This is a genomic window from Delftia sp. JD2 (genome assembly GCF_001682645.1).
GTDB lineage: Bacteria > Pseudomonadota > Gammaproteobacteria > Burkholderiales > Burkholderiaceae_C > Comamonas > Comamonas acidovorans.
Genome location: NZ_LFJT01000006.1, coordinates 79,208 through 105,877 on the forward strand (window position 1 = coordinate 79,208; position 26,670 = coordinate 105,877).

At 65.4% G+C, this 26,670-nt stretch carries 22 protein-coding genes and 1 pseudogene; 15 read left to right on the forward strand and 8 right to left on the reverse strand.

The features are described from left to right. Positions 1-3: 3 nt before the first annotated feature. The gene (locus ACM14_RS05115) at positions 4-2,010 is read right to left on the reverse strand and encodes a lipopolysaccharide assembly protein LapB (RefSeq protein WP_065345534.1); all 2,007 of its coding nucleotides are present in this window, start codon (positions 2,008-2,010) and stop codon (positions 4-6) included. Positions 2,011-2,244: 234 nt separating this feature from the next. Further along, the gene (gene metK / locus ACM14_RS05120; RefSeq protein ID WP_012207402.1) at positions 2,245-3,426 is read right to left on the reverse strand and encodes a methionine adenosyltransferase; all 1,182 of its coding nucleotides are present in this window, start codon (positions 3,424-3,426) and stop codon (positions 2,245-2,247) included. Between the two features lie 136 nt (positions 3,427-3,562). Between metK and ACM14_RS05125 the strand changes: the two genes are divergently transcribed. Together ACM14_RS05125 and ACM14_RS05130 are read left to right on the forward strand one after the other, a co-directional pair. Then, positions 3,563-4,414 (forward strand): lysophospholipid acyltransferase family protein, encoded by an 852-nt coding sequence (locus tag ACM14_RS05125; RefSeq protein ID WP_080649839.1) that lies wholly within the window; start codon positions 3,563-3,565, stop codon positions 4,412-4,414. After that, complete coding sequence (locus ACM14_RS05130) at positions 4,411-5,277, forward strand: lysophospholipid acyltransferase family protein (protein ID WP_065345535.1); 867 nt, start codon at positions 4,411-4,413, stop codon at positions 5,275-5,277. Before ACM14_RS05125 ends, ACM14_RS05130 begins: the two co-directional genes overlap by 4 nt. Here the strand turns inward: ACM14_RS05130 and ACM14_RS05135 are convergent. The 3 genes from ACM14_RS05135 to zwf form a co-directional block, all read right to left on the reverse strand. Then, positions 5,271-6,182 carry an alpha/beta fold hydrolase gene (locus tag ACM14_RS05135; RefSeq protein WP_065345536.1) on the reverse strand — a complete coding sequence of 304 codons (912 nt, stop codon included), beginning with the start codon at positions 6,180-6,182 and terminating at the stop codon, positions 5,271-5,273. The genes ACM14_RS05130 and ACM14_RS05135 overlap by 7 nt on opposite strands. A gap of 45 nt (positions 6,183-6,227) precedes the next feature. Next, positions 6,228-6,980: a ribosome biogenesis GTP-binding protein YihA/YsxC gene (gene yihA, locus ACM14_RS05140; protein WP_065345537.1), complete on the reverse strand. Its 753-nt coding sequence runs from the start codon at positions 6,978-6,980 to the stop codon at positions 6,228-6,230. Between the two features lie 214 nt (positions 6,981-7,194). Further along, positions 7,195-8,649, reverse strand: coding sequence for a glucose-6-phosphate dehydrogenase (zwf, locus tag ACM14_RS05145; protein ID WP_065345538.1), 1,455 nt, complete (start codon positions 8,647-8,649; stop codon positions 7,195-7,197). Positions 8,650-8,789: 140 nt separating this feature from the next. On the opposite strand from zwf, the gene pgi reads away from it, so the two are divergent. Further along, positions 8,790-10,352 (forward strand): glucose-6-phosphate isomerase, encoded by a 1,563-nt coding sequence (pgi, locus tag ACM14_RS05150; RefSeq protein WP_065345539.1) that lies wholly within the window; start codon positions 8,790-8,792, stop codon positions 10,350-10,352. A 35-nt stretch (positions 10,353-10,387) separates the two neighbouring features. Here the strand turns inward: pgi and ACM14_RS05155 are convergent, their stop codons facing one another. After that, positions 10,388-11,290, reverse strand: coding sequence for an SMP-30/gluconolactonase/LRE family protein (locus ACM14_RS05155; protein WP_065345540.1), 903 nt, complete (start codon positions 11,288-11,290; stop codon positions 10,388-10,390). A gap of 241 nt (positions 11,291-11,531) precedes the next feature. Between ACM14_RS05155 and ACM14_RS05160 the strand changes: the two genes are divergently transcribed. The 12 genes and pseudogenes from ACM14_RS05160 (at position 11,532) to ACM14_RS05215 (ending at position 25,470) form a co-directional block, all read left to right on the forward strand. Then, positions 11,532-12,842 (forward strand): sugar ABC transporter substrate-binding protein, encoded by a 1,311-nt coding sequence (locus tag ACM14_RS05160; protein WP_065345541.1) that lies wholly within the window; start codon positions 11,532-11,534, stop codon positions 12,840-12,842. Then, the gene (locus ACM14_RS05165; RefSeq protein WP_065345542.1) at positions 12,839-13,732 is read left to right on the forward strand and encodes a carbohydrate ABC transporter permease; all 894 of its coding nucleotides are present in this window, start codon (positions 12,839-12,841) and stop codon (positions 13,730-13,732) included. Before ACM14_RS05160 ends, ACM14_RS05165 begins: the two co-directional genes overlap by 4 nt. A gap of 7 nt (positions 13,733-13,739) precedes the next feature. Then, on the forward strand, positions 13,740-14,558 hold the full coding sequence (locus ACM14_RS05170; protein ID WP_065345584.1) for a carbohydrate ABC transporter permease: 819 nt from the start codon (positions 13,740-13,742) through the stop codon (positions 14,556-14,558). A gap of 45 nt (positions 14,559-14,603) precedes the next feature. Then, positions 14,604-15,662 (forward strand): ABC transporter ATP-binding protein, encoded by a 1,059-nt coding sequence (locus tag ACM14_RS05175; protein WP_065345543.1) that lies wholly within the window; start codon positions 14,604-14,606, stop codon positions 15,660-15,662. 64 nt (positions 15,663-15,726) lie between these two features. Further along, positions 15,727-17,151 carry a D-arabinitol 4-dehydrogenase gene (dalD, locus tag ACM14_RS05180; RefSeq protein WP_065345544.1) on the forward strand — a complete coding sequence of 475 codons (1,425 nt, stop codon included), beginning with the start codon at positions 15,727-15,729 and terminating at the stop codon, positions 17,149-17,151. Between the two features lie 5 nt (positions 17,152-17,156). After that, positions 17,157-18,101, forward strand: a pseudogene (locus ACM14_RS05185) (carbohydrate kinase). 54 nt (positions 18,102-18,155) lie between these two features. Next, the gene (locus ACM14_RS05190; RefSeq protein ID WP_016450966.1) at positions 18,156-19,088 is read left to right on the forward strand and encodes an AraC family transcriptional regulator; all 933 of its coding nucleotides are present in this window, start codon (positions 18,156-18,158) and stop codon (positions 19,086-19,088) included. A 276-nt stretch (positions 19,089-19,364) separates the two neighbouring features. Continuing rightward, positions 19,365-20,015 carry a cytochrome c gene (locus ACM14_RS05195; protein ID WP_065345545.1) on the forward strand — a complete coding sequence of 217 codons (651 nt, stop codon included), beginning with the start codon at positions 19,365-19,367 and terminating at the stop codon, positions 20,013-20,015. A gap of 139 nt (positions 20,016-20,154) precedes the next feature. Beyond that, on the forward strand, positions 20,155-22,338 hold the full coding sequence (locus ACM14_RS05200) for a cytochrome c biogenesis protein ResB (protein WP_065345546.1): 2,184 nt from the start codon (positions 20,155-20,157) through the stop codon (positions 22,336-22,338). After that, positions 22,335-23,675 carry a c-type cytochrome biogenesis protein CcsB gene (gene ccsB / locus ACM14_RS05205; RefSeq protein WP_065345547.1) on the forward strand — a complete coding sequence of 447 codons (1,341 nt, stop codon included), beginning with the start codon at positions 22,335-22,337 and terminating at the stop codon, positions 23,673-23,675. Before ACM14_RS05200 ends, ccsB begins: the two co-directional genes overlap by 4 nt. A 180-nt stretch (positions 23,676-23,855) precedes the next feature. Next, positions 23,856-24,836: a protein-methionine-sulfoxide reductase catalytic subunit MsrP gene (gene msrP / locus ACM14_RS05210; protein ID WP_043822218.1), complete on the forward strand. Its 981-nt coding sequence runs from the start codon at positions 23,856-23,858 to the stop codon at positions 24,834-24,836. A 13-nt stretch (positions 24,837-24,849) separates the two neighbouring features. Next, complete coding sequence (locus ACM14_RS05215) at positions 24,850-25,470, forward strand: sulfite oxidase heme-binding subunit YedZ (protein ID WP_065345548.1); 621 nt, start codon at positions 24,850-24,852, stop codon at positions 25,468-25,470. On the opposite strand, the gene ACM14_RS05220 is transcribed toward ACM14_RS05215, so the two are convergent. Both ACM14_RS05220 and ACM14_RS30495 read right to left on the reverse strand, forming a co-directional pair. Further along, positions 25,467-26,294, reverse strand: coding sequence for an MBL fold metallo-hydrolase (locus tag ACM14_RS05220; RefSeq protein WP_012207382.1), 828 nt, complete (start codon positions 26,292-26,294; stop codon positions 25,467-25,469). The genes ACM14_RS05215 and ACM14_RS05220 overlap by 4 nt on opposite strands. 91 nt (positions 26,295-26,385) lie before the next feature. Further along, the gene (locus ACM14_RS30495) at positions 26,386-26,667 is read right to left on the reverse strand and encodes a lipoprotein (RefSeq protein ID WP_080518227.1); all 282 of its coding nucleotides are present in this window, start codon (positions 26,665-26,667) and stop codon (positions 26,386-26,388) included. Positions 26,668-26,670: the final 3 nt, after the last annotated feature.

Below are 26,670 nucleotides of genomic sequence, written 5' to 3' on the forward strand. Positions count from 1 at the left end.
CGCCTACTTCGTCGTCTGAGGCTTTGCGGTAGCCGGGCTCAGCTGATTGCGGACCTGCCGGTACTGCGGATTCTGTGGCTCCAGGCGTATTGCCTGATCCAGACTCTTCAGTGCTTCCGGCAGGTTGCCCAGGCCGTGATAGGCCATTGCACGCCCGTAGAAAGCGGGCGCGCTGGGGCTGCGAGCAACCAGTGGTTCCAGCAGCTCTTTGGCTTGCGCGCTATCACCCTGGCCGACAAGGGCCAGCCCCAATCCGACGATCAGGCGAGGGGCGTTTGGCGAGGTCTGCAGCAGAGTTCGGAAGTCGTCAGCTGCAACTTTGTATTGCTGCACACCTATGGCCGCCTCTGCGCGTTTCAGGCGCAGGGTCTGCTCCATTTGCTTGGCATTGGCACTGTCTTCGGTGGGCTCGCCCAGGGCGCGTGAGTATTCCTCGAATGCTGCGCGCAACTGGCCTGTGGCCATCAACGCTTCGGCTTTCTGGTAGTACAGGGCTTGGCCATTGAAGCCTTTGGCCTGGGCTGCGGCAAAGGCATTGAGGGCTTCGGGGAATTTCTTTTGCTGGGACAGAACGGCACCCATATTGAACAGCGCATTACCGCCCAAGTCTCCAAGTGCGTTGGCCGTGGCGAAGTCTTGCAGCGCCTGGTCGAGCATGCCCTTGTCTGCGTGTGCTGTTCCTACGTTCAGGAAGGCACGGCCACGTCCCACGGCATTGGCGGGGGCTTTTTTGTCGATTTTTTCAGCGGCATCGGCCCAGGATGTGCCTACATCCTGAAGAGAGAGCACGCGTTCGAAAGCGAGGGCTCCGAACACCACGCCGATGACGATGCCGACGATGTAGATGGTGCGTGGTTTGACCCCCGTCAGCGCAATGGCCGCCAATCCCGGGATGGCCACAGCCCACAGATAGCTGCGATACAGAACGAAGGGGTCCTGCAGCCAGACCGTGGCGAATTCGGTCGCATACCAGAGCAGGGGAAACAGGAGGCAGAGCGCGACCAGGCCAATGACACCGGGACGCCTGAGCACGGCCCAGATCGAGCAGGCCAGCAGGGCCAGGTAACCGAGCGCGCCGGCTAGGTGCCAGATCGAGCCGAAGCCGAGAGGAAATGCCGGTCGTAGATCGATGGACATCCAGCCCGCATAGGGAACGATCCACAGAAAGCCATAGGCAAAGAAAAGGGCTGCCTCGTTGAGGATGCTCAGGGGATAGATCCGAGAGGTGATGCCGGGTTGAAGGGCTTCCAATTGCCTTGCATAGCCCTGGGATTGCTCATCGAAAATCTGGCCCACCAGACTGCCGAAAAAATGAAAGACTGCCGCCGAGGCAACGGCCAGCAGCAGCAAGGCCATTCCCACAATGACCATGGCAGCCTTCAGGCCGGGGCGCCTCACAAAAATGTAAAGCGGCACCACCATGGCGACTGTCAGAAAAGCATGCTCCTTGGACAGTACTGCAAGCACATAGCAGATCAATGCCGCAGCATGCCAGAGGGCGCGCCCGCTCTGAAGCCCACGCACAAAGGCCCAGCATGCCAGCACGGCGAACAGCGTTGCCATGACGATGGAGCGCTGCACCAGGTATCCAACGGCGTAGACCGCGACAGGGTTCAGTGCAAAAAGGATCAAGCCCAACTGCAGGGCTGCATCGCGCGATGCGAGGAAATGGGGCTGCTCCTCGATGTCATGCGGAAAGCGCGTCTGCGTCAGCAGGGCCTTGAACAGTGCATATAAAGCCGCCACGGTTGCGAGGTGCAAGGCGGTATTGAAGACGCGCTGCTTCCACCAGCCGGCTCCAAAAATCTGCTCGATCCAGACGAAGCTGCCATACGACAGCGTGCGCTGCTTGAAATCCAGCAGGCTGCCATAGTTGCCGAAGATCGTTCCATCCGTCAGGCGCATATCGTCGAACAACAGCCCGTTGTTCAGGCTGGGCAGGTAAACGCCCAATATGGCCAGCAAAAGAAGGGCACTGAACCAGTAGATCGCTTTGGGGGAGGCAGCCATTGCTTCTTGTCTTGTCTCGGATGTGGCGGAGCTTGGATGGGTTGGCCTTGCAAATGGCCTCTCATGGGAAAAGCGCAGGCAGTTTAACAGCCGTGAAACCCGGTTACTGCACCTGCTGCGTCAAGTGATGTGAGTGTTGTGAGAAGGCCCGCGATGAAAAAAGCCCCATGTCGCGGCAGGCGCGGCATGGGGCTGAGAGGCCATCAGGTGGGGCAAGTGCCCCTGGCATTTTGCTTACAGGCCGGCCGCAGCGCGCAACACGGCTGCCTTGTCCGTCCGCTCCCAGGTGAACTCGGGCTCTTCACGGCCGAAGTGGCCGTAGGCGGCGGTCTTGCTGTAGATGGGGCGCAGCAGGTCCAGCATCTGGATGATGCCCTTGGGACGCAGGTCGAAATGCGCGGCCACCAGCTTGGCGATCTCGGCGTCGGGGATGACGCCCGTGCCTTCGGTGTAGACCGTGATGTTCATCGGGCGAGCCACGCCGATGGCGTAGGCCACCTGGATCTGGCACTGGCGTGCCAGGCCGGCGGCCACGATGTTCTTGGCCACGTAGCGCGCGGCGTAGGCGGCGCTGCGGTCCACCTTGGTCGGGTCCTTGCCGCTGAAGGCGCCGCCGCCATGGGGGCAGGCACCGCCGTAGGTGTCAACGATGATCTTGCGGCCGGTCAGGCCGCAATCGCCCTGGGGGCCGCCGACAACGAAGCGTCCCGTGGGGTTGATCAGGTACTTGGTGTCCTGCAGCCACTCGGAGGGCAGCACGGGCTTGATGATTTCCTCGATGATGGCTTCGGTGAAGCTGGCCTTCATCTTGGTGGCGGTTTCCGACTGGTCGGGACTGTGCTGGGTGGACAGCACCACGGTGTCGATGCTGTGGGGCTTTCCGTCCACATAGCGCATGGTCACCTGGCTCTTGGCGTCGGGGCGCAGGAAGGGCAGGCGGCCGTCCTTGCGCAGCTGGGCCTGACGCTCGACGAGGCGGTGCGCGTAGTAGATGGGCGCGGGCATCAGCTCGGGCGTCTCGTCGCAGGCGTAGCCGAACATCAGGCCCTGGTCGCCGGCGCCGGTGTTGAGCTCGTCGTCGCTGGCCTTGTCCACGCCCTGGGCGATGTCCTGGCTTTGCTTGTCGTAGGCCACGAGCACGGCGCAGCCCTTGTAATCGATGCCGTAGTCGGTGTTGTCGTAGCCGATGCGCTTGATGGTGTCGCGTGCGACCTGGATGTAGTCGACGTTTGCGCCGGTGGTGATCTCACCTGCCAAAACCACCAGGCCCGTGTTGGTCAGCGTCTCGGCCGCCACGCGGCTGTACGGGTCTTGGGCGAAAATGGCGTCCAGGATCGCGTCAGAGATCTGGTCAGCCACCTTGTCCGGATGGCCTTCAGAGACGGATTCCGAGGTGAAAAGAAAGTCGTTCGCCATATGAATAAACTCCTTGGTTGCAGCTTTTTTGCTGGGCGCTGCCCAAGCTGCAGGAGCTCTGGCGAACGCTTTAGCAGAAATTGTTTAACGTCGCTCTGCAAGTTGCTCAGTTAACTCAGCGACACCCATCATTTTAATGCCATCCCTGTTCCGACTGTTTGCTGCACTGCCTTTGTGGCTATTGCACCCCCTTGGCGCGCTCATGGGCTGGGTGGCGTTCGCCGCTTCGGCCACGTACCGGCGCCGCTTTCTGGCCAACGCCAGGCAGGCCGGCTACGGCCTGGGCGCCGTGGCGCCGGCCGTGGGACACGCGGGGCGCATGGTGGCGGAGCTGCCGCGCATGTGGATGGGCAGGCAGCCGAGCTGCGAGATGCACAACGAGGAATGCGTGCGCCGGGCCTACGCTGCCGGGCGCGGCATCATCTTTCTGACGCCGCACCTGGGCTGCTTCGAGCTGTCGGTGCAGCATGCGGCGCGGCAATGGTCGGCCGAGCATGGCGAGATCACCATTCTCTACCGCCCCGCGCGCCAGCCCTGGCTGGCCCGCGTCATGGAGACGGCGCGCAACCGCCCCGGCGTGCAGGCTGTGCCTACCACGCTGGCTGGCGTGCGCCAGATGATCAAGGCGCTGCGCAAGGGCGCGGCTGTGGGGCTGCTGCCAGACCAGGTTCCGCCCGAGGGGCAGGGCGTCTGGTCGCCGTTCTTCGGCCGTGATGCCTATACGATGACGCTGGCGGCGCGCCTGGCGTTGCAGACGGGGGCCGCGGTGATCGTGGCCCGTTGTGAGCGCTTGTCCTGGGGGCGGGGCTATGCGCTGTATCTTGAGGAGTTGCCCGTGCCCTTGTCCGAGAATCTGGAAGCTGCGGTGCAGCAGATCAACGAGGCGATGGAACACACCATCCGCCAATGCCCGCAGCAGTACCTGTGGGGCTATGCGCGCTACAAGCAGCCGCGCCGTGAAGCACCTGCCAACGAGGTGCATGCATGAGCGGGCGCATCGGCGTGTGGCTGATGCGGTCGCTGGCTTGGATGCCGCTGCCGTGGCTGCGGGGTCTGGGTGCGTTTCTGGGGCGTGTGCTGTTCGTGCTGGCCGCGCCGCGCCGCAAGGTGGCGCTGCGCAATCTTGCGCTGTGCTTTCCCGAGCTGACCGAGGCGCAGCGCGTGGACCTGGCGCGCAGCAACTTCATCGTCTTTTGCCAGACATGGCTGGACCGCAGCTGGCTGTGGGCCGCGCCGCGCGAGGTGGTGGCCGAGCGCGTAAATCTGCAGGGCGCCGTGCATGAGCTCGACGGCGATACGCCCACCATCCTGTTCGCGCCGCATTTCTACAGCATGGACGCGGGTGGCCTGGCGCTGCCGCTGCACACCACGCGGCCTTTCACCTCGATCTTCTCCACCCACCCGGACCCTGCGGTCGATGAGTGGTTCATGTCAGGGCGCCAGCGCTTTGGCGACGTGCGCATGCTCAACCGCGCCGACGGGGTCAAGCCCATCATCTCCAGCCTGCGCAAGGGCGGGCTGCTGTACCTTTTGCCCGACATGGACTTCGGCCGCAACGACTCGGTCTTCGTGCCTTTCTTCGGCGTGAACGCGGCCACCATTCCCTCGCTGTCGCGCTTTGCACGCCTGGGCCGGGCCAAGGTGCTGGGCATGTATACGCGCATGACACCCACGGGCTACGTGGCCGAGATCACGCCGGCCTGGACGGACTTTCCCACCGACGATGCCAAGGCCGATACGGCCCGCATGAACCGCGAGCTGGAAGCGGCGATTCGCACCATGCCCGACCAGTACTACTGGGTGCACAGGCGCTTCAAGACCCGGCCCGAGGGCGAGCCCTCGGTCTACTGAACGGGGCGGGACAGGAACTGCTCCAGCGCTTGCCGCACCGCATCGGGCTGCTCGTGCACGACCCAGTGCGAAGTGCCTGCCAGGTGCTGCACCGTCAGGCGTGGTACCCACGGCTCCAGACCTTCGACCAGGGCAGGCTGCAGCGCCGGGTCGCTGTCGCCCCAGAGCACATGCGTGGGCACGCCGATGTCCAGCATCTCGGGCGGCAGCCTCAGGTTGCGCAGTGCGTCGGCTGAGTCCGGATCTTCGGGCCGGGGCGGCACCAGGGGACTGGCGCCGTAGTAGTGGCAGGAGCCTTGCACGCCCAGGTCCCAGTGCTCGCGGTAGCGCTGCTGCAACTGCGGCGTGAGCCATCCGGGCAACTCGCCCTGCGGTGTGCGGAAAAATCCCAGCATGCGCTGCCAGTCGTTGTCGGCCAGCAGGGCGGGTGCGTCGGGGCGGCGCAGGAAATGCATGTACTGGCTTGCAGCCTGCTGCACGGGGTTGTCCAGCAATTCGCGCAGAAAGGCGCCTGGATGTGGGGCGTTGAGGATCATCAGCCGCTGCATCAGCCCGGGATGGCGATTGGCCAGACCCCATGCCAGGGCACCGCCCCAGTCGTGGGCGATCACGCAGGCTGCGGGTGCGCCAGGGCTTTCGATGGCGATCAGCGCCGCCAGATCCTGCAGCAGGTGCTTGGCCTTGTACTGCTCCACGCCGGCCGGCTGGCTGGAATGGCCAAAGCCCCGCAGATCGGGGGCGACGCAACGCCATTGCGTGCCGAACTGCTCCAGCATGCCTTCCCAGATGAAGCTGCCCTCGGGAAAGCCGTGCAGGAACAGCAGCAGCGGCCGGCCGGGTTCGCCGTTGACGCGGCAGTGCAGATGGATGCCGTGAGGCAGCTCACGAATGCAGGTGGTCACCATGTTGCGCTCCTTGCGGGGCGCTGGCTACATGAGCGCCTCCGGGCGCTAATCTTGGGGGCTGTCGCTCTCGCCGGGCGTCGCGGCTGCGACGTCCGCCTGCGGTGCAGCAGCGGCCGCCTGGGCCAGCCCTTCGGGATGGCTCCAGTGCCACAGCAGCTGGGCCACCTCGTCCACACCCTGCTTCTTCAGCGCGGAGAACATGCGCACCTCGCCACCGCCGGCATTGAGCCGCGTGATGGACAGCACCTTGGCCTGCTCGGCGCGCGTGAGCTTGTCGGCCTTGGTCAGCAGCACGAGGAATTTCAGGCCCTCCTGCACGCGCGGGCGCAGGGCATCGAGCAAGGCTTCGTCGAGTTCGGTCAGGCCCAGTCGCGGATCGCACAGCAGCACGATGCCCGTCAGGCTCTCGCGGCTGACCAGATAGTTCAGCATCACGCGCTGCCAGCGCTGCTTGTCCGTGCGCGACACGGCGGCGTAGCCGTAGCCGGGCAGATCGGCCAGCACGGCGTCGGTCACGCCCTGTTTGCCCAGGGAGAACAGGTTGATGTGCTGCGTGCGGCCGGGCTTCTTCGAGGCGAAGGCCAGCTGCTTTTGCTGCGTCAGCGTGTTGATGCAGGTGGACTTGCCGGCATTGGAGCGGCCCACGAACGCGATCTCGGGCACATCGACCTTGGGAAGATGGTGCAGTTGCGCAGCCGTCGTCAAAAAGCGCGTCGTGTGCATCCATCCCATGGCGAGCTTGGGATCGATCAGGGAGGAAGTGGGGGCGGCATCGGCAGCCGGCGCAGCAGGATTCATGGTGTGGTCAGTCTCTCGGGGCCTCATTGTAGGTTCCCCCATGATCCAGCGCCCCCCCGCGGGCTATAGGCCGCGCTGCAGGCCGAGCGCATCGCCTGAAACCGGCGCGCCCCAGCGCCAGGGACAGCGAGGAAGGGCCGCCCCGCCCCGAGGCTGTCGTCCCCCTCCCGCGCAGCGAGAGAGGGGGAAGGCGCGCAGCGCCTCAGGGGGAGCCTCAAACCTCCTCGCTCCAGCAAAACCCATCCCGCGCAATCATCGCGCTGGCCGCGCTGGGCCCCCAACTGCCAGCCGCATAGCCGCGCGGTCCCGAGAGATCGTTGCGCCAGTGCTGCAGTATGGGTTCCACCCAGCGCCAGGCCTGTTCCTGCTCGTCGCTGCGCACGAACAGGTTCAGCCGCCCGGCGATCACGTCCAGCAGCAGGCGTTCGTAGGCGCCCACGCGCTTGGCGCCGAAGCGCTGGTCGAAGTCCAGGTTCAGGTGCACGGGGGCCAGCGAAGGCTCGGCCTGCTGCTGGGTGGCGCCCTGGGCCAGCAGGTGCAGTTCCAGGCCGTCCTTGGGTTGCAGGTTGATGACCAGCCGGTTGGCTTCGGACAGGGGCGAGCGGAAGATGGGATGGGGCACGGGCCGGAAGTTCACGACGATGCGCGCATCCCTTCCTGCCAGCCGCTTGCCGGTGCGGATGTAGAAGGGCACGCCGGCCCAGCGCCAGTTGCAGATCTCGGTGCGCAGGGCGACGAAGGTCTCGGTCTGGCTGCCGGCCGTCACGCCTTTCTCTTGCTGGTAGGCGGGCACGGGCTGGCCCTGGCTGGCGCCGGCCAGATACTGGCCGCGCACCACGTGCTGGCTCAGGGTTTCCGGCGTCCAGGGCTTGAGCGACTGCAGCACCTTGAGCTTTTCGTCGCGGATGGCGTGGGCCGAGGCGTTGATCGGCGGCTCCATGCCGATGGCGCACAGCAGTTGCAGGGCATGGTTTTGCACCATGTCGCGCAGCGCGCCGGTCTGGTCATAGAAGGCGCCCCGGCTTTCCACGCCCAGTTCCTCGGCAATGGTGATCTGGATGTTGGCAATGGTCTCGCGCCGCCACAGTGGCTCGAACAGGGCGTTGCCGAAGCGCAGGGCCAGCAGGTTCTGGACCGAGGGCTTGCCCAGGTAGTGGTCTATGCGAAACACCTGCTCTTCGCGCAGGACCTTGCGCAGCGTGGCGTTGATGGCCTGGTTGGAGGCCAGGTCGTGGCCCAGCGGCTTTTCCAGCACCACGCGCGTCTGCGGGCCATTCAGGCCCACGGCGGCGATCTGCTCGCAGACCGTGGTGAACAGGCTGGGCGCAGTGGCCAGGTACATCACCACCGTCTCGGCGCCGCGCGTGTTCAGCGCCGTGGCCAGGCGCTCGTAGTCGGCGGGTTGCGACAGGTCCATGCGCAGGTAGTGCAGCAGGGCTGCGAAACGCGAGAACTCCTCTGGACTGGGGCGCTTGGACAGTTCCACCTTTTCGAAGCGGCCCTGGATGAGCGCGCGGTACTGGTCGTCACTCAGATCATCGCGACCCACGCACAGGATGCGTCCCCCCTCGGGGAGGGTGCCGTGGCGGAACGCCTGGAACAGCGCGGGCATCAGCTTGCGCCATGCGAGATCACCCGTGCCACCGAACAAAACCAGATCGAAACCCATGCTGTCTCCACAAGTTGATGTGTCTATTTTTTGGTAACTTGGTTACCAAAATTTTGAAGAATCGGATAAATTATAGGAAGGTATTGAGGTTTTGTTCCAGAGATGTGTTGTCGATTTGGTAATCAGATTACTTTCATCCCATGCTGTCCGTCATTCCCCAGCCCCCGCGCTGCGACCATGCCACTGTCTGGCCTGCGCTGCACCACCATGCCTTGGCCCTGCGCAAGGGCTTCGATCTGCGCCACGCCTTTGCCGATGATCCCGGCCGGTTCGCGCACTTCAGCCAGGAGGCGCCACACTGTTTTGCAGACCTGTCCAAGAACCTCTGGGATGCACCGGCCGAGGCGCTGCTGTTGCGTCTGGCGCGCGAGTGCGCAGTGGAGCAGCAGCGCGATGCCATGTTCGCCGGCGAGCACGTCAACGGCAGCGAGGGCCGCGCCGTGCTGCACGCGCTGCTGCGCTGCCCGCGCGGCGAGTCGCCGCCGGGCCTGGCATGGGCCCTGGCCCAGGTGCACGAAACGCTGGATGCCATGCTGGCCTATGCCGAGCGCGTGAGGGCCGATACCGGCATCACCGATGTGGTGTGCATGGGCATCGGCGGATCGGGCCTGGGGCCGCAGATGGCCGTGCAGGCGTTGCAGGGGATGTGCGACGCACGGCGGCGCATGCACTTCGTCTCCAACGTGGATGGGCATGAGCTGCAATCGGTGCTCGATGGGCTGCAGCCGCGCAGCACGCTGTTCATCGTGGCCTCCAAGGTCTTCAACACGCAGGAGACGCTGACCAATGCGCGCAGCGCACTGCAATGGTTCCATGCGCAGGGCGGTGAAGATGTGGCGCGGCATTTCGTGGCGCTGACCACCAATGCCTCGGCGGCTGCGCAGATGGGCATCACCACCACTTTCGGTTTCTGGGACTGGGTGGGCGGGCGCTATTCGCTGTGGTCGGCGATCGGGCTGCCCGTGGCCCTCGCCGTGGGAGCTGCGGCATTCCGCGACCTGCTGGCCGGCGCGCATGCCATGGACCACCACTTCCGCACGGCACCGCTGCAGGCCAACCTGCCCGTGCGCCTGGGCCTGCTCGATGTCTGGAACCGCAATCTGCTGGGCTTTGCCAGCCGCTGCATTGCGCCCTACCACGCAGGCCTGAGGCGCCTGCCGGCCTATCTGCAGCAACTGGAGATGGAGAGCAATGGCAAGCGCGTGGACCGCCAGGGCCGGCCGCTGGCGCTGGGCTCAGCCCCCGTGCTCTGGGGCGAGCCGGGTACAGATGGGCAGCATGCCTTCTTCCAGATGCTGCACCAGGGGACGGACATCGTGCCGCTGGAGATCATCGCCGTGCAGCGGCCGTCGCACGGCCTGCAGGGCCACCATGAGCAACTGCTGGCCAACGCCCTGGCCCAGGCCCAGGCCTTGATGCAGGGGCGTTCCTGCGATGATGGCCATCGCCACTTCCCGGGCAACCGGCCCAGTACCTTCGTACTGCTGGATGCGCTCACGCCGGCGGCGCTGGGTGCGCTGATCGCCTTGCAGGAGCACCGCGTGTTCGTGGCGGGCGCGCTGTGGGGCCTCAACAGCTTCGACCAGTGGGGGGTGGAGCTGGGCAAGCTGCTGGCGCGCGACCTGCAGCAGCGCCTGGCCAGCGGCGATGTGGCGGAGCTCGATGCATCGACCGCAGGACTGCTGCAGCGCATGCGGGCCTGATGCCCCTGGCAACACGTTGCCGGGGTTGTGCAGGCTCAGGCTTCGCGGAAGCTGTTCACCGGCAGGCCCGGCACATCGACACGGCACTCCATCAGTGCGCCGGCAGGCACCTGCGCCGATCGCTCCGGATCGGGCCGGCCGTGTCCGGCCGAGGTGATGTACAGCGTGCGCAGGTCCTCCCCCCCAAAGCAGACCATGGTGGGGCAGCGCACGGGCGTGTCCAGGCGCTGCAGCACATCGCCCTCGGGGCTCAGTTGCAGCACGCAGCCGCCTTCGTACATGGCCACCCAGTAGTTGCCCCGGACGTCGACGCTGGCGCCGTCGGGGCGGCCGCCATAGAGCCTGCCCTCGGTCTTGGGTGCGAAGGCCTTCCACAGCGAGCGCGTGCCCAGCGTGCCGGATTCCAGGTCGAAGGCAAAGCGGTCTATGCGGTGGGCTGGCGTGTCTGCCCAGTACATCCAGGCGTCATCGGGGCTGAAGGCCAGTCCGTTGGCCGTGGTGCAGTCGCCTGCCATGCGCTGAACGGCGTAGCCTCCGGCGCCGTCCGCGCGAAGGCACCACAGCGCGGCATCGGGCGCCGTCTTGGGCGAGAACAGTGACCCCGCCCACAGCCGCCCGGCGCGGTCGCAGCGCCCGTCGTTGAGCCGCAGCTGCTGCGGATCATGGTCCAGGCGGGCGATCATTTCGGTGTGTCCCGTGGCGGTGTCCAGCAGGCCGAAGCCATCGCGCAGCCCCACCACGATGCGGCCCCGGTCCGTGGGAGCGCAGCAGCCCGGTTCGCTGGGCGTGGCCCAGCTGCGGTGCAGGCCTGTGGCGGGCTCCCAGGAATGGATGTGCCGGTCCTGGATATCGCACCAGTAGAGCCGGTGTTCCTGCGGGTGCCAGAAGGGGGACTCGCCGAGTGCACTCGGTGGAACAGGGATGCGCTGCACGGCCATGGTCTGCCTCGGAGATGCGGATGAACGGAATTCTAGGAGGTCGGGACGCACCGCAGCAGCGGCAAATGGTTTGATGCATCGGCTAAGGGATATCACCGGATTAGCTGCGCATAAAAGTATCGAAAGGCGCATCTGTCGTACCAGTCCGGGCACGAGGCCGTCGCCACAATGCCTCATCCGCAGCCGGGATGGGAGGCGCGGTGATCCAGCATTCGAAGACCAGGGAACAAGGAGACAAAAAATGCACAGCTTGCTCAAGGCCAGCCTCACATGGGCCATGGCCACTGCCGCAGCGGGCGCACTCGCCGGCACCGAACTCGTGATCGCCACCGTGAACAACGGCCACATGATCGAGATGCAAAAGCTCACCCCCCGGTTCGAGAAGGCCCACCCCGACATCACGCTCAAATGGGTGACGCTGGAAGAAGGCGTGCTGCGCCAGCGCGTGACCACCGACATCGCCACCAAGGGCGGCCAGTTCGATGTGATGACCGTGGGCATCTACGAGGTGCCGATCTGGTCGAAGAAGGGCTGGCTGCAGCCCATTGCCACCGATGCCGCCTATGACGCGGCCGATCTGCTGCCGACCATCCGCGAAGGCCTGTCCTACGAAGGCAAGCTCTATGCCTCGCCCTTCTATGGCGAAGGCTCCATGCTCATGTACCGCAAGGACCTGGCCGACAAGGCGGGTTTTCAGATGCCCGACAAGCCCACCTGGGAGCAGGTCCGGGAGTTCGCCTCCAAGGTCCACGATCCCAAGGCCGGGGTCTACGGCATCTGCCTGCGCGGCAAGCCGGGCTGGGGGGACAACATGGCCCTGATCACCACCATGGCCAATACCTTCGGCGGCCAATGGTTCGACATGCAGTGGAAGCCGCAGATCGACACACCCGCCTGGAAGAAGGCCGTGGGTTTCTATGTGGACCTGATGAAGGCCTATGGCCCCCCGGGCGCCTCTGCCAACAGCTTCAATGAGAACCTGGCGCTGTTCAACGAGGGCAAGTGCGGCGCCTGGGTGGATGCGAGCATCGCCGCCTCCTTCGTGAGCGACCCCAAGCAATCCAAGGTGGCCGACAAGGTGGCCTATGCGGCTGCACCCATCGCCAGCACGCCCAAGGGATCGACCTGGCTGTGGACCTGGAACCTGGCCATTCCCTCCAGCTCGAAGAAGGCCGATGCGGCCCAGGTCTTCGTGAAGTGGGCCACTTCCAGGGAGTATGTGCAGTTGGTCGCGCAGGAGCACGGCTGGCGTGCCGTGCCCACAGGAACGCGCCAGTCCACCTATGCCAATGCCGAGTTCCAGAAGGTGGCGGGCTTTGCCGCAGCCGAGAAGCGGGCCATCGACAGCGTGAGCCTGACCGATGCGACCGAGCCCAAGTCGCCCTATGCCGGCGTGCAGTACGTCGCGATTCCAGAGTTCCAGGCCATTGGCATTGCCGTGGGACAGCAGATGAGCGCCGCACTGTCGGGCAAGGTCACGGTGGAGCAGGCACTCAGTACCTCGCAGACGCTGGCCGAACGCGAGATGAGGAAAAGCGGCTACTACAAATGAGGGCCGATAGGACTCCCGACAGGGCAGCGTCCGCCAGGCGCCTGCTGCCCCGCGCCCTGATGGCGCCCGCCGTGGCCGTGCTGCTGTGCTGGATGCTCGTGCCCTTGTTGATGACGATTTATTTCTCGCTCGTCAACTACAACCTCATGCAGCCGGGCGAGCACCGCTTCGCCGGCTGGGACAACTACGCCTTCTTCATCACCGATCCGGACTTCCTGCCCGCCGTGTGGAACACGCTGAACTTCCTGGCCAGCGTGGTTCTGATCACCCTGGTGCTGGGCATGCTGATCGCTTTGCTGATCAACGAGCCGTTTCCGGGGCGCGGCATCGTGCGGGTGCTGCTGATCTCGCCGTTCTTCGTGATGCCCACGGTCAATGCGCTGCTGTGGAAGCACATGATGATGAACCCGATCTATGGCGTGCTGGCCAGCCTGTGGAGGGCCGTCGGACTGCAGCCCGTGGACTGGCTCACCGAGATGCCGCTGCTGTCCGTCATCGTCATGGTGTCCTGGCAATGGCTGCCCTTCGCCTGCCTGATCTTCATCACCTCGCTGCAGTCGCTGGACCGCGAGCAGATGGAGGCGGCGCGCATGGATGGCGCCAACGCCCTGCAGCGCTTTTACTACCTCACGCTGCCCCATCTGGCGCGGCCCATGGCGGTGGTGGTGATGATCGAGATGATCTTCCTGCTCAGCGTGTTCGCAGAGATTGCCATCACCACGGCGGGCGGGCCCGGCAACGAGAGCACCAACCTGACCTACCTGATCTACAAGCAGTCGCTGATGAACTTCGACGTGGGCGTGGCCTCGGCCGGTGCACTGTTTGCCGTGGTGCTGGCCAACATCGTCTCCCTCTTCCTGATCCGCATCGTCGGCAAGAGCCTGGACTGAGGGCATGATGAAAACAAGTTCCTCCACCCTGGTGCGCGCCGCTGCGGCATGGGCCGTGACACTGCTGCTGTTCTTTCCGCTGGCCTGGCTGTTCCTGACGGCCTTCAAGACGGAACTGCAGGCCATTGCCGTGCCGCCGCTGTTCGTGTTCGAGCCCACGCTGGCCAACTTCGGCGAAGTGCAGCAGCGCAGCGACTACCTGCTGTATGCGCGCAATTCGCTGATCACCAGCCTGGCCTCGACCCTGATCGGCCTGGCCATCGCCGTGCCTGCTGCCTACTCCATGGCGTTCTTTCGCAGCCGCCACACGCGCGACGTGCTCATGTGGATGCTCTCGACCAAGATGATGCCGGCCGTGGGGGCCCTGCTGCCCATCTATGTGCTGGCGCAAGGGGCGGGCTTGCTGGATTCGCTCACCGTGCTGGTCATCGTCTTCACGCTGTCCAACCTGCCCATCATGGTCTGGATGCTCTACAGCGCGCTCAAGGACATCCCCAACGAGATCCTGGAAGCGGCGCGCATGGATGGCGCAGGCCTGTGGGCCGAGTTCCGCCATGTGGTGCTGCCGCTGGCTGTGGGCGGCATTGCCTCCACCGGGCTGCTGTGCCTGGTGTTGAGCTGGAACGAGGCCTTCTGGTCGCTGAACCTGAGCAGCGCCCGGGCCGGAACGCTGGCCACGCTGATCGCCTCGTATGCCAGCCCCGAAGGGCTGTTCTGGGCCAAGCTCTCGGCCGCTTCGCTGATCGCCATCGCTCCCATCGTGGTGTTTGGCTGGTTCAGCCAGAAGCAACTGGTGCAGGGCATGACCTTTGGTGCCGTCAAGTAGCCGTCCGGCATCCATTTCGCGGCTTTGTGCTGCACAAGGAAAACCATGGCCTATCTGCAACTTCAGGACATACGCAAGCGCTTCGGAGAGGCGCAGATCATCCGCGGCGTGGACCTCGCCATCGAGCGCGGCGAATTCATCGTTTTCGTCGGGCCTTCGGGCTGCGGCAAGTCCACGCTGCTGCGCCTGATCGCCGGGCTGGAGAGCATCACTTCGGGGCAACTGCTGCTCGACGGGCGCGACATCACGCATGCGCCCTCGGGCGAGCGCGATCTGGCAATGGTGTTCCAGAGCTATGCGCTGTATCCGCACATGAGCGTGTACGACAACATGTCCTTCGCGCTGCGCCTGGCCGGCGTGCCCAAAGAGGAGATACGCCGAAAGGTCGGGCAGGCGGCCGAGACGCTCGACCTCACGCCCTATCTGGAACGCAAGCCGCGCGATCTGTCCGGGGGGCAGCGCCAGCGCGTGGCCATAGGCCGGGCCATCGTGCGTGCGCCCAAGGTGTTCCTGTTCGACGAGCCGCTGTCCAACCTCGATGCGGCGCTGCGCGGCAACACGCGGGTGGAAATCCACAAGCTGCACAAGGCGCTGGGCGCCACCACCATCTATGTCACCCATGACCAGGTCGAGGCCATGACCCTGGCCGACCGCGTTGTGGTGTTGCGCGATGGCTGCATCGAACAGGTGGGCGCGCCCCTGGCGCTCTACGACCATCCGGCCAACCAGTTCGTTGCGCAGTTCATCGGCATGCCGTCGATGAACCTGATCGCCGCCGGGGCACTGCCCGTGTTCTCCGGGGCCACGCAGGGCCGCCTGCCCGCCGACGGCACGCTGGGCATACGCCCCGAGGCCTTGCGCGTGGCCAGAGCGCAGGTCGCAACCGATGCCGTTGCACAGAGACAGGTCATGGGCCGCGTGGACCTGATCGAGGCCTTGGGCGCCGACACGCTGATCCATGTCAGCGTGGGCGGGGCGCAGCTCATTGCGCGCCAGGCCGAGCGCACGCCACTGGCCGTGGGCGACGCGGTGTCCGTCGCGCTGGACACCGGCTGCGCTCTGCACCTGTTCGACCGCCAGGGACGCACGCTGGCAGGCGCCTGAGCGCTTCGCTCCGAGAGGCTGCCCGGAGCAGTCATCCTTTCTTCCTCATCTCCCTCTGGTCACCATGAACGCGATTGTTCCGCATCTTTCCAGACCCACGGTGCTGCACCTGGGTCTGGGTTCCTTTCACCGTGCGCACCAGGCCGCTTATCAACAGCGGCTGATCGATGCAGGGGACACGCAATGGGAGCTGGTGGGGGCCAACCTGCGCTCCGACATGGCGCAGACGCTGGAGGCGCTGGCGCGCCAGGGAGGGGCTTACACACTGGAGACGATTGCGCCTGGCGGATCGGTGCGCTACCAACGCATCGAGGCCCTGCGCGAAGTGATCCCCCATGCGCCCGGGCTGGCCGCCGTGATTGCGCGCGGAGCCAGCCCCTGCACACGTGTCATCTCCCTCACCGTGACCGAGGCTGGCTACTACCTCGATGGCAGCGGCGTGCTGGACACCGGCAGCCCGGAGCTTGCGGCCGACATCGGCCGCATACGCCAGGGGCAGGTCGGAGAGACGATCTATGGCGTGCTGTGCGCCATCCTGCAGTTGCGCCGCTGTGCTCATGCCGGCCCGGTCACACTGCTGAGCTGCGACAACCTGCGCCACAACGGCGATCGCCTGCTGGCCGGTCTGCTGGCCTTCATGCAACTGGCGCAACTGCAGGAACTGGCCGAGTGGGCAGGGCACAACATCAGCTGCCCGAATGCCATGGTCGACCGCATCACCCCGCGCCCGCCGCCGGAGCTGCGCGAGCGCGTGCAGGCCGCGACGGGCTGGGACGATGCGGCCGCCGTGACGGCCGAAAGCTTTTCACAGTGGGTGATAGAGGACCGCTTCGTCGCAGGCCGCCCATCCTGGGAGCGCGTGGGCGTGGAGATGGTGTCTTCCGTGGCCCCCTACGAGGAGGCCAAGATCCGCATCCTCAACGCCAGCCACAGCTGCATTGCCTGGGCCGGCACGCTGGCGGGCCTGCGCTTCATCCACGAAGGCAGTGCCGTGCCGACGATACGCCAGCTGGCATGGGACTATGTGACGCAGGACGTGATTCCCTGCCTTGCAACACCCGGCAAGGCATCGGCCCTGGACCTGCCGGCCTACCGCGACACCGTGCTGGAACGCTTCGGCAACCCTGCGATACGCGACACTAACCAGCGCGTGGCGGCCGACGGTTTTGCCAAGATCCCGGGCTTCATCGCGCCCACGGTGCGCGAGCGCATCGCGCAGGGCGCGTCAATGGATGCCGTGGCCATGCTGCCGGCGCTGTTCCTGGTTTTTCTGCAGCGCTGGCACCATGACACACTGCCCTATGCCTACCAGGATCAGGCCATGGACCCCGCAGTGGCACACGCCATCTGCGCCGCCGCCGACCCCGTGGCCGCGCTGTGTGCCGAAGTGCCCTTGTGGGGTGAGGCCGCGGGCCATCCGCATCTGGTGGAGGCGGTCCGCCGTGCCACAGACCGTGTCCATGCTTTTGTCCAACAGGCAGCGAGGTAGAACGCATGCGCATAGCCATCGCGGGCGAAGCCCTGATCGATTTCACCGCCACGGGTGGCCTGGCCTTCCAGGGCCATGAAGGAGGCGCGCCCGCCAACTGCGCCGTGGCCGCCGCGCGGCTTGGGCAGGCCACGGGCTTTGTCTCGCAACTGTCGCGCGATCTCTTCGGCGAGCGCCTTTTCGCGCACCTGCAGGGCAACGGCGTGGACATGCGCCTGGTGCAGCGCTGCGATGCGCCCAGCACGCTGGCCTTTGTCGAGCATGCGCAAGGCACCAACCGCTATGCCTTCTAGACGCAGGCAACGGCGGACACGCTGTGGGCACCTGCCGAGCTGCCCGAGTTGCCGCCTGAATGCCGCTATCTGCAGTTCGGCTCCATCGCATTGCTGCACACCCCTGTCGGGCCGCGCATCCTGGACCTGGTGGCGGCTGAGCGCGGGCGGCGCATCATCGTCTTCGACCCGAACGTGCGGCCCACGCTGATCCGCGATGCCCAGGCCTTCCGGCGCGACTGCCTGGGCTGGCTGGCCCAGGCAGACCTCGTCAAGCTCAGCGATGAGGACCTGGCCTTTATCGCGCCCGGCGTTCCGGCGTTGGAGGCCGCTGCGCGCTGGCTGGCGCTGGGTCCCCGGGCCGTGGTGCTCACGCGCGGAGCGGCCGGCGCGACCTTGCTGCGTGCAGGACAGGCGCCTTTGTCGGTGCAGCCGCCGGCCGTGCAACTGGTGGATACCATCGGCGCGGGCGACACCTTTGGCGCGGCGCTGTCGGTTGCGCTGCTGGAGCAGGGAGTCGAGCAGCCGGGCCAGTTGCAGGAACTGCCCGAGAGCGCGTGGCGCCAGGTGCTGCGCTTTGCCGCAACGGCCGCAGCGCTCAACTGCACGCGCGCCGGTGCCCAGCCGCCCCGGCGCGCGGAACTCGATGCCGCGCTGGCAGCCCATTGCGGTGGATAGCCGCCGCTGGTGATACTGTTTGCCCATGGCCTCTCCAGAAACCTTCACGCCGCCATGACCAGCCCACGCCGCCGCACACCCCGCCAGCGTCACCCTGAACTGGAGCGCGATTTCGTGCGAACGCCCGCGCTGGGCTATGAGGATATGGAGGGCAGCGGCCTGGTGCGCTGCCTGGCACATGGTTTCCCAAGCCCCCTGGTGCGCTGGCATTTCCATGAGGAGTACGAGCTGCACCTCATCACCGACACCTCGGGCCGCGCCTTCGTGGGAGACTGGATAGGACCCTTCGAGCCCGGCCACCTCGTGCTGTGCGGCCCGCGCCTGCCGCACAACTGGATCTCGTTCGATGCGCCCGATGGGGGCTCGCCTGCACGCGATTACGTGATCCTTTTCAACCACGACCCCATCGCCCGTGCGGCCGAGCAGATCCCGGAGATGCGCGAGGTGCTTCAACTGCTGGACCGTGCGCGCCATGGCATCGAGTTCTTCGGCTTGGCGCAGACGGCGCGCGCGCACTGGGATGCGGTCAGGAGTGCGCGCGGAATGCGCCGCTTCACGGCCTTTTGCGCGCTGCTGTCCGATCTGGCCGAGTGCACCGATTACCGGCTGCTGTCAGCCGTGCAGATGCAGGGCGCCCAGGGCGAGGCTCAGGTGGATCAGATCAACGAGGTGGTCAACCGCATCATGGCGCGCGTGAGCGAGCCGCTGAGCCTGGCCGACGTGGCGGCCGAGCTGGGCATGAGCGAGAGCCGCTTCAGCCGCTTCTTCCGCCGGGCCACGGGCAACAGCTTCACCGACTTCGTCAGCCGGGTACGCATCAACAGCGCATGCCACCTGCTCATGCAGACCGACAGCTTCATCGCCGACATCTGCTACCAGGTGGGCTTCAACAACGTGGCCAACTTCAACAGGCGCTTCCTGGAGATCAAGGGCATGACGCCCTCGGAGTTCCGCCGCCAGGCGGACAGCCGCTTCGGCGCGGGTTGAAGCGACGGGGAAGCGGAATCTGGCGTGCACGGGTGTGGTATTGCGCGCCACATGGGTAGAGCCCTTATTGCCGCGCTGGCACAGATCGATATGCTGGGCTGCGAAAAACATATGTTCAGCACCGAATCCGTGGCCAGTTTGTGACCACGATCAAGGAATATGTTTTCCTCTGTGCGCAGGGGCGAAACCAGGGTTCCTGACGATATCAATCACAGGGGACCCCATTGTAGAATCCGCCGAATTTTGCGCTTTCAACAACAGAACCACGCCCTCGATATGAAGTTGCTTGCCTCTTTGCTGACGGCTGCCATTCTTGCTGCAGCCCCCGCCTTTCCCGCTTTCTCCGCTGGCGAGGCACCTGCTGCCTCGGCACAGCCGAAGGCGGCCAAGGCCGACCTGGCGAAGGGCGAGGCCAGCTACACCGCCGTCTGCGCGGCATGCCATGCGGCCGACGGCAATTCCACCATCCCGCTGCAGCCCAAGCTGGCCGGCCAGCATCCCGAGTACCTGGTCAAGCAGTTGCTGGAGTTCAAGGACGACAAGCGCAAGGACCCGGTGATGAAGGGCTTTGCCAGCATGCTCAGCGAGCCTGACATGAAGAACATCGCCGCCTGGCTGCACACGCAAAAGCCCAAGGACGGCTTTGCCAAGGACAAGGACCTGGTGGCCATGGGCGAGCGCATCTACCGCGGCGGCATCCAGGAGCGCAACATTGCTGCCTGCGCGGGCTGCCACAGCCCCAACGGCGCCGGCATTCCAGCCCAGTACCCGCGCCTGGCGGGCCAGCATGCCGACTACACCACGACCCAGCTCACGGCCTTCCGTGACGGCAAGCGCGGCAATAGCATTCAGATGACGCAGGTTGCTGCCAAGCTTAACGATCGCGAAATCAAGGCCGTGGCAGACTACATCGCTGGCCTGCGTTGATGCGATCCCGGGGCCGACGCGGTTCCCAGGGTAATCACCGGGAACCTATTGCTTTATAGACACCCCAAGCCAGGCGGGTCCATCGCATGAATGCAGATGGTCCCGCTTTTTTCATTCGGGTTTTGGCTTTTCGTTCTTCATGTCAGACAACTCTTCCGGTGCCGCTCTTGCTCCCTCCCGCCCGCAGGCCGCGCGCGCGACCCTGGAGCTGCTGGCATCGATGCGCTTCGCGATCTCGCTGCTGACGGTCATCTGCATTGCCTCGGTGATCGGCACCGTGCTCAAGCAGCATGAGCCGGTGGGCAACTACGTCAACCAGTTCGGGCCTTTCTGGGCCCAACTGTTCCTCGCGCTCAAGCTCAATGCGGTCTACAGCGCCTGGTGGTTCCTGCTGATCCTGGCCTTTCTGGTGATCAGCACCTCGCTGTGCGTGGCCCGCCATGCGCCCAAGTACCTGGCCGATCTGCGCAGCTACAAGGAAAACGTTCGCGAACAAAGCCTCAAGGCCTTCGGCCACCGTGCGCAGAACGTGGTGCCCGGCAGCTCCGAAGAGGCTGCCAGGCGCCTGGGCCAGCAGCTGGTTTCGGGCGGCTGGAAGGTGCGGCTGCAGCAGCGCGACACGGCGGCCGGTCCCGGCACGGGCTGGATGCTGGCGGCCAAGGCGGGTGCGGCCCACAAGCTGGGCTATATCGCGGCCCACAGCGCCATCGTGCTGATTTGCCTGGGCGGGCTGTTCGATGGCGACCTCATCGTGCGCGCGCAGATGTGGCTGGGAGGCAAAACACCTTATACCGGCGGTGGCCTGATCTCCGAGGTGTCCGAGCAGCACCGGCTGAGCGAGCGCAACCCCACCTTCCGAGGCAACCTGCTGGTGACCGAGGGCGGCACGGCAGGCACGGCCATCCTGTCGCAGTCCGACGGCGTGCTGCTGCAGGAGCTGCCCTTTGCGGTGGAGCTCAAGAAATTCATCGTGGAGTACTACTCCACGGGCATGCCCAAGCTGTTCGCCAGCGAGGTCGTCATCCACGACAAGGCCACGGGCGAAAAACTGGAAAAGCGCATCGAGGTCAACCACCCGGCCAGCTACCGTGGCATCGAGATCTACCAGTCCAGCTTTGACGACGGCGGCTCGTCGGTGAAGCTGCGCGCCGTGCCGCTGGAGGCGGGAGCCAAGCCGTTTGATGTCGAGGGCGTGATCGGCGGATCGGACCAGTTCGTGCGCAAGCTCCCGGACGGCAAGGACGAGACAGTGACGCTGGAGTTTGCCGAACTGCGCACCATCAACGTGGAGAACTTCGGCGGTGGCGGCGGGGCCAATGGCAGCGGCACCGATGTGCGCAAGGTGGACCTGAAGCAGGCCATCGACGAGCGCCTGGGCGCGGCCCACAAGACCGTGACCAAGAAGGAGCTGCGCAACATCGGCCCCAGCATTCGCTACAAGCTGCGCGATGCCTCGGGCCAGGCGCGCGAGTTCCAGAACTACATGCTGCCCGTGGACACGGGCGACGGCCAGCGCGTGTTCCTGCTGGGCGTGCGCGACAACCAGGCCGATGCCATGCGCTACCTGCGCATTCCCGCCGATCCCGAAAGCGAGATGGACACCTTCCTGCGCCTGCGCAGCGCGCTGCAGGACCCCCGGCTGCGCGAGCAGGCGGCCAAGGCCTATGTGGCCAAGGCCATCGACGCCTCGCGTGCCGAACTCAGTGGCGCGCTGGCGCAGTCGGCCACCAAGGCGCTGGAACTATTCGCGGGCCAGACCGACAAGAAGGGGCCGGACGGCAAGCCGCTGGGCGGGCTGCAGGCCATCTCGGACTTCATGGAAAGCAATGTGCCTGCGGCCGAGCGCGAACGTGCGGGCGAGGTGCTGGTGCGCATTCTCAACGGCGTGCTGTTCGAGCTGGCCCAGATCGTGCGCACGCAGGCAGGCCAGGCGCCGCTGGAGCCCAGCGAGCAGACGCAGTCCTTCATGACCCAGGCCGTGTTCTCGCTCAGCGATGCGCAGTTCTACCCCATGCCCATGGTCTTCATGCTGCAGGACTTCAAGCAGGTGCAGGCCAGCGTCTTCCAGGTGGCGCGCGCCCCGGGCAAGAACGTGGTGTATCTGGGCTGCCTGTTCCTCATCATCGGCGTGTTCTGCATGCTGTACGTGCGCGACCGCCGCCTCTGGATCTGGCTCACGCCCCGCGATGGGGAAAGCCATGCCGAAATGGCCTTGTCCACCAATCGCAAGACACTCGATGGTGATAGAGAATTCGCCATGCTGGCCGGCAAGCTGATAGGCGCCGAGCCCATCCACAAGAAATCTCCCGGAGGTTCCGCATGAACACCGCCACTACCACGACGACTTTGACGCTCAACGAGGGCTTCTTCGCCCGCCGCAACTGGTTCGACTGGGTGTTCGCGGCCCTGGTGGCGGCGGGACTGCTGTATGCGCTGCAGCGCTATGGCGAGTACATGGATGTCTACGAAAAGTGCATCCTGGTCGGCACCATTCCCTCGGCCATCTGGCTGGGCTGGTTCTGGCGCCCGCTGCGCGGGATGATGCTGGTGGTGGCCGGGCTGTCGCTGCTGGCCATCGGGCTCTACCAGGGGCCTGAAGGGGCGCAACTGGCGCGATCGGACACGGTGTTCGGCCTCAAGTACTTCCTGTCCAGCCAGTCGGCCATCCTCTGGATGAGCATGGTGTTCTTCATGAGCACCGTCTTCTACTGGATCGGCATGTTTGCGCGGGGCGAGGGCACGGCGCTGTCGCTGCTGGGCTCGCGCCTGGCGTGGCTGGCCGTGACGCTGGCGCTGGTGGGCACCATGGTGCGCTGGTACGAGAGCTACCTGATCGGCCCCGATGTAGGCCACATCCCGGTCAGCAATCTCTATGAAGTGTTCGTCATGTTCTGCTGGATGACGGCGCTTTTCTATCTCTATTACGAACAGCACTACGACACGCGCGCCCTGGGCGGCTTCGTGATGCTGGTGGTCAGCGCGGCCGTGGGCTTTTTGCTGTGGTACACGCTGGTGCGCGAGGCGCACGAGATCCAGCCGCTGGTGCCGGCGCTCAAGAGCTGGTGGATGAAGCTGCACGTGCCGGCCAACTTCATCGGCTATGGCACCTTTGCGCTGGCAGCCATGGTCTCCTTTGCCTACCTGATCAAGCAGCAGGCCACGGAGACCCGTTGGTACAAGCTCGCGCCGCTGTGGATGCTGGGTGTGGTGCTGTGCTTCGAGCCCATCGTCTTCCGCCAGGGTGCGACCCAGAACGGCGGCAGCTACTGGATGGTCTACTTCGGCATCTCGGCGCTGATCGTGGCCGGCATCCTGCTGGCGCGCAAGCGCATCGCCGAGCGCCTGCCCAGCTTCGAGCTGCTGGATGATGTGATGTACAAATCCATCGCCGTGGGCTTTGCCTTCTTCACCATCGCCACCGTGCTGGGCGCGCTGTGGGCGGCCGAGGCCTGGGGCGGCTACTGGAGCTGGGACCCCAAGGAAACCTGGGCGCTGATCGTCTGGCTCAACTACGCGGCCTGGCTGCACATGCGCCTGGTCAAGGGCCTGCGCGGCACGGTGTCCGCCTGGTGGGCACTGGGTGGACTGGCCATCACCACCTTCGCCTTCCTGGGGGTGAACATGTTCCTGTCGGGGCTGCACAGCTACGGCGAGCTTTGAGCCACGGCAGTGGCTGTGACAGTGGCAAGATAAGGACAGCGGCATGCGTTCAGGCGCATGCCGCTTTTTCGTGCACCATCGCATCGGTGCCGCAGGGAACTTGCGCGCGCCTGCGAGGCTCCCAATCGCCATATCGCCAGCAATAGCGCCCCGTGCCCGCCGGCACACCAGGAGATTCCCATGCTGATCCGCTCCCACGACAACGGCTTCCAACACCCGCAAGGCAGCGAGATCACGCCCCGGGCAGGCTACCTCAAGCGCCGTGCCTGGCTGCAGTACCTGGCCGCAGGCTCGGCGGGCGCGGCCTTGCCCGGCTGGGCGGCGGGCGTGCAGCGCCCCGGCAAGCTGGCGGCACTGGCCTCCGTGCCTTCCCAGGTAGTGGGCGCAAACACCATGGACCGTGTCACGGCCTATGCCGATGTATCCCAGTACAACAACTTCTACGAATTCGGGCTGGACAAGGACGATCCCGCCAAGAACGCCCACACGCTCAAGACCCGCCCCTGGACGGTGAAGATCGAGGGCCTGGTCCAACAGCCGCAGACGCTGGACCTGGATGCGCTGCTCAAGCTCGCGCCACAGGAAGAGCGCGTCTACCGGCTGCGCTGCGTGGAGGGCTGGTCCATGGTGATTCCCTGGGTGGGCTATTCCCTGGCCGAGCTGCTGCGCAAGGTGCAGCCGCTGGGCAGTGCCAAGTATGTGGAATTCGTGACCCTGGCCGACAAGGCGCAGATGCCGGGCCTGCGCAGCGGCGTGCTGGACTGGCCTTACACCGAGGGGCTGCGCCTTGATGAAGCCATGCACCCGCTGACGCTGCTGGCCTTTGGCATGTATGGCGAGGTGCTGCCCAACCAGAATGGTGCGCCCGTGCGGCTGGTCGTGCCGTGGAAGTACGGCTTCAAGAGCGCCAAGAGCATCGTCGCCATCCGCCTGACCGACAAGGAGCCGGGCACGGCCTGGAACAAGGCGGCACGCAACGAGTACGGCTTTTATTCCAATGTGAACCCCGACGTGCCGCACCCGCGCTGGAGCCAGGCCACGGAGCGGCGCATTGGCGAAGACGGCCTGTTCGCCAAGAAGCGCAAGACGCAGCTGTTCAACGGCTACGAAGCCCAGGTGGGCCAGCTCTATGCGGGCATGGACCTCAAGAAGTTCTATTGATGTGGCCCATGCAATGACGGCGGTGCAGCGTCTTTTGCTGCACCGGACGGCCAAGCCGCTGGTGTTTCTTGTGTGCCTGCTGCCGTTTGCGTGGCTGCTGGCTGGAGCCATTCTGAACACGCTTGGCGCCAATCCGGCCGAGGCCTTGCTGCGCTCCACCGGCGACTGGACCTTGCGCTTTCTGTGCGTGGTGCTGGCCGTGACACCGCTGCGCCAGGCGCTGGGACTGACGGCACTGGCGCGCTTCAGGCGCATGCTGGGTCTGTATGTGTTCTTCTACGCGCTGCTGCACCTGCTGTGCTATGCATGGTTCGACATGGGGCTGGACTGGGGCGAGATCGTGCTCGACATTCCGAAGCGCCCGTTCATCCTGGTGGGCTTTGCGGCGCTGCTCTTGCTGACCGCTCTGGCGGTGACTTCACCGCACCGTGTCATGCGCGCCATGGGCGGCAGGCGCTGGCAGTGGCTGCACCGCTGTATCTATGCGGTCGCGCCGCTGGCCCTGTTGCATTTCTTCTGGATGCGCGCAGGCAAGAACAACTTTGCGGAGGTCGGCGTGTACGCCGCCATTCTTGCGCTGCTGCTGGCCTGGCGCGTGGTCCATGCACTGCGCCGCCGGCGCGCCAGGCGCTAGCCGGCCACGGCGCGCAGGGCAGGGCGCAGCTGGCGGGTCACGGGGTCGATGTCCGCCATGGGCAACTGGTAGTTGCGCTGGTCGAACAGGTCGATGCCGCACTGCAGGCCTTCGAGCCAGTTGAACAGGTCGGCAATCGCCTTGGCGCCCATGATGGGCGCGCCGTGCTGGGGCACGATCATGTCGATGGGCAGCTGGCGCGCCATCTGCACCCACAGCCGCAGGATCTTGTTGGAGACCATGTATCGGCGGTGAAAACCTTCCATGCGGGCGATGTGCGGCACGAGGTCGGTCACGGGCACCTGCGCCTCGATGCCGTTCATCAGGGACACGCCGAGGTCGCCCGTGAAGAGGATGCGGCTGACCGGGTCGTAGAAGTGGAAGTTGCCTTCGGCATGCAGGAAGTGGGCGGGCAGCAGGTGCAGTTCATGGCGGCCCAGCGGCAGCCGGCCACCAGCGTCCGGCACGCCGATCACGCGGTTTTCGGTCTTGCCGACCTTGGTGAAGTGGGGCGCGAAGCGCTCCCAGATGCGCGAGATCACCAGCTGTGCCTTGGTGCTGGTCATCCAGCGGTCCAGCGAGGCAATGATGTCTGGATCGGCGTGGGAAGCGATCAGATAGGACAGCTTGTGCGGCGCGAAATGCCGCGACATGCCCATGAACAGCTCGTTGAATGCGAGATTGCCGCCCGGGTCGATGATGGCGCCCGTGTCGTCATCGACGATGAGGAACTGATTGGCCTGTATGGCCTGTCCATCTTCCTCGATGAGGTCGGTGAACATCAGGCAGGCGTGGTTTTTGTCTCGGTAGAGCTCTACGGGCATGGCGGGTTGTCGAGGGACAAGAGAAAGTCACTCTAAGCGCCATGCCTGGCAGCGGTGTTGATGTGCATCAAGCCGCGGCGCGGCTGCCGACTCAGTCGGCCTGCTGCTTGCGGGAGTCCGTAGTGCCGGTGGGTGTCGAGCTTTCCTCGACGGCGGCACTTGACGGGCCAGCGGGCAAGGTGGTGGGTGCAGGCGCGGGCGTTGCACGCTCGGCCGGGCTGGAAATGCCCAGGGTCTGCGGCAGTGTGGCGCGGTGGCTGGCCGCAGGCGAGCTGGGTAGAAACAGCGGGCCTTTCTGGCCGCAGGCGGCCAGGGACGCCGCACAGGCGCCAAGGGCAATGCACCTGACTAGAATTTGCGAGGCTTTCAACATAAG

Excerpts from the sequence above, each read along its gene's own strand:
- ACM14_RS05115 (WP_065345534.1), bottom strand. The coding sequence starts at position 2,010 with ATGGCTGCCTCCCCCAAAGCGATCTACTGGTTCAGTGCCCTTCTTTTG.
- metK (WP_012207402.1), bottom strand. The coding sequence starts at position 3,426 with ATGGCGAACGACTTTCTTTTCACCTCGGAATCCGTCTCTGAAGGCCAT.
- ACM14_RS05125 (WP_080649839.1), top strand. The coding sequence starts at position 3,563 with ATGCCATCCCTGTTCCGACTGTTTGCTGCACTGCCTTTGTGGCTATTG.
- ACM14_RS05130 (WP_065345535.1), top strand. The coding sequence starts at position 4,411 with ATGAGCGGGCGCATCGGCGTGTGGCTGATGCGGTCGCTGGCTTGGATG.
- ACM14_RS05135 (WP_065345536.1), bottom strand. The coding sequence starts at position 6,182 with ATGGTGACCACCTGCATTCGTGAGCTGCCTCACGGCATCCATCTGCAC.
- yihA (WP_065345537.1), bottom strand. The coding sequence starts at position 6,980 with ATGAATCCTGCTGCGCCGGCTGCCGATGCCGCCCCCACTTCCTCCCTG.
- zwf (WP_065345538.1), bottom strand. The coding sequence starts at position 8,649 with ATGGGTTTCGATCTGGTTTTGTTCGGTGGCACGGGTGATCTCGCATGG.
- pgi (WP_065345539.1), top strand. The coding sequence starts at position 8,790 with ATGCTGTCCGTCATTCCCCAGCCCCCGCGCTGCGACCATGCCACTGTC.
- ACM14_RS05155 (WP_065345540.1), bottom strand. The coding sequence starts at position 11,290 with ATGGCCGTGCAGCGCATCCCTGTTCCACCGAGTGCACTCGGCGAGTCC.
- ACM14_RS05160 (WP_065345541.1), top strand. The coding sequence starts at position 11,532 with ATGCACAGCTTGCTCAAGGCCAGCCTCACATGGGCCATGGCCACTGCC.
- ACM14_RS05165 (WP_065345542.1), top strand. The coding sequence starts at position 12,839 with ATGAGGGCCGATAGGACTCCCGACAGGGCAGCGTCCGCCAGGCGCCTG.
- ACM14_RS05170 (WP_065345584.1), top strand. The coding sequence starts at position 13,740 with ATGAAAACAAGTTCCTCCACCCTGGTGCGCGCCGCTGCGGCATGGGCC.
- ACM14_RS05175 (WP_065345543.1), top strand. The coding sequence starts at position 14,604 with ATGGCCTATCTGCAACTTCAGGACATACGCAAGCGCTTCGGAGAGGCG.
- dalD (WP_065345544.1), top strand. The coding sequence starts at position 15,727 with ATGAACGCGATTGTTCCGCATCTTTCCAGACCCACGGTGCTGCACCTG.
- ACM14_RS05190 (WP_016450966.1), top strand. The coding sequence starts at position 18,156 with ATGACCAGCCCACGCCGCCGCACACCCCGCCAGCGTCACCCTGAACTG.
- ACM14_RS05195 (WP_065345545.1), top strand. The coding sequence starts at position 19,365 with ATGAAGTTGCTTGCCTCTTTGCTGACGGCTGCCATTCTTGCTGCAGCC.
- ACM14_RS05200 (WP_065345546.1), top strand. The coding sequence starts at position 20,155 with ATGTCAGACAACTCTTCCGGTGCCGCTCTTGCTCCCTCCCGCCCGCAG.
- ccsB (WP_065345547.1), top strand. The coding sequence starts at position 22,335 with ATGAACACCGCCACTACCACGACGACTTTGACGCTCAACGAGGGCTTC.
- msrP (WP_043822218.1), top strand. The coding sequence starts at position 23,856 with ATGCTGATCCGCTCCCACGACAACGGCTTCCAACACCCGCAAGGCAGC.
- ACM14_RS05215 (WP_065345548.1), top strand. The coding sequence starts at position 24,850 with ATGACGGCGGTGCAGCGTCTTTTGCTGCACCGGACGGCCAAGCCGCTG.
- ACM14_RS05220 (WP_012207382.1), bottom strand. The coding sequence starts at position 26,294 with ATGCCCGTAGAGCTCTACCGAGACAAAAACCACGCCTGCCTGATGTTC.
- ACM14_RS30495 (WP_080518227.1), bottom strand. The coding sequence starts at position 26,667 with ATGTTGAAAGCCTCGCAAATTCTAGTCAGGTGCATTGCCCTTGGCGCC.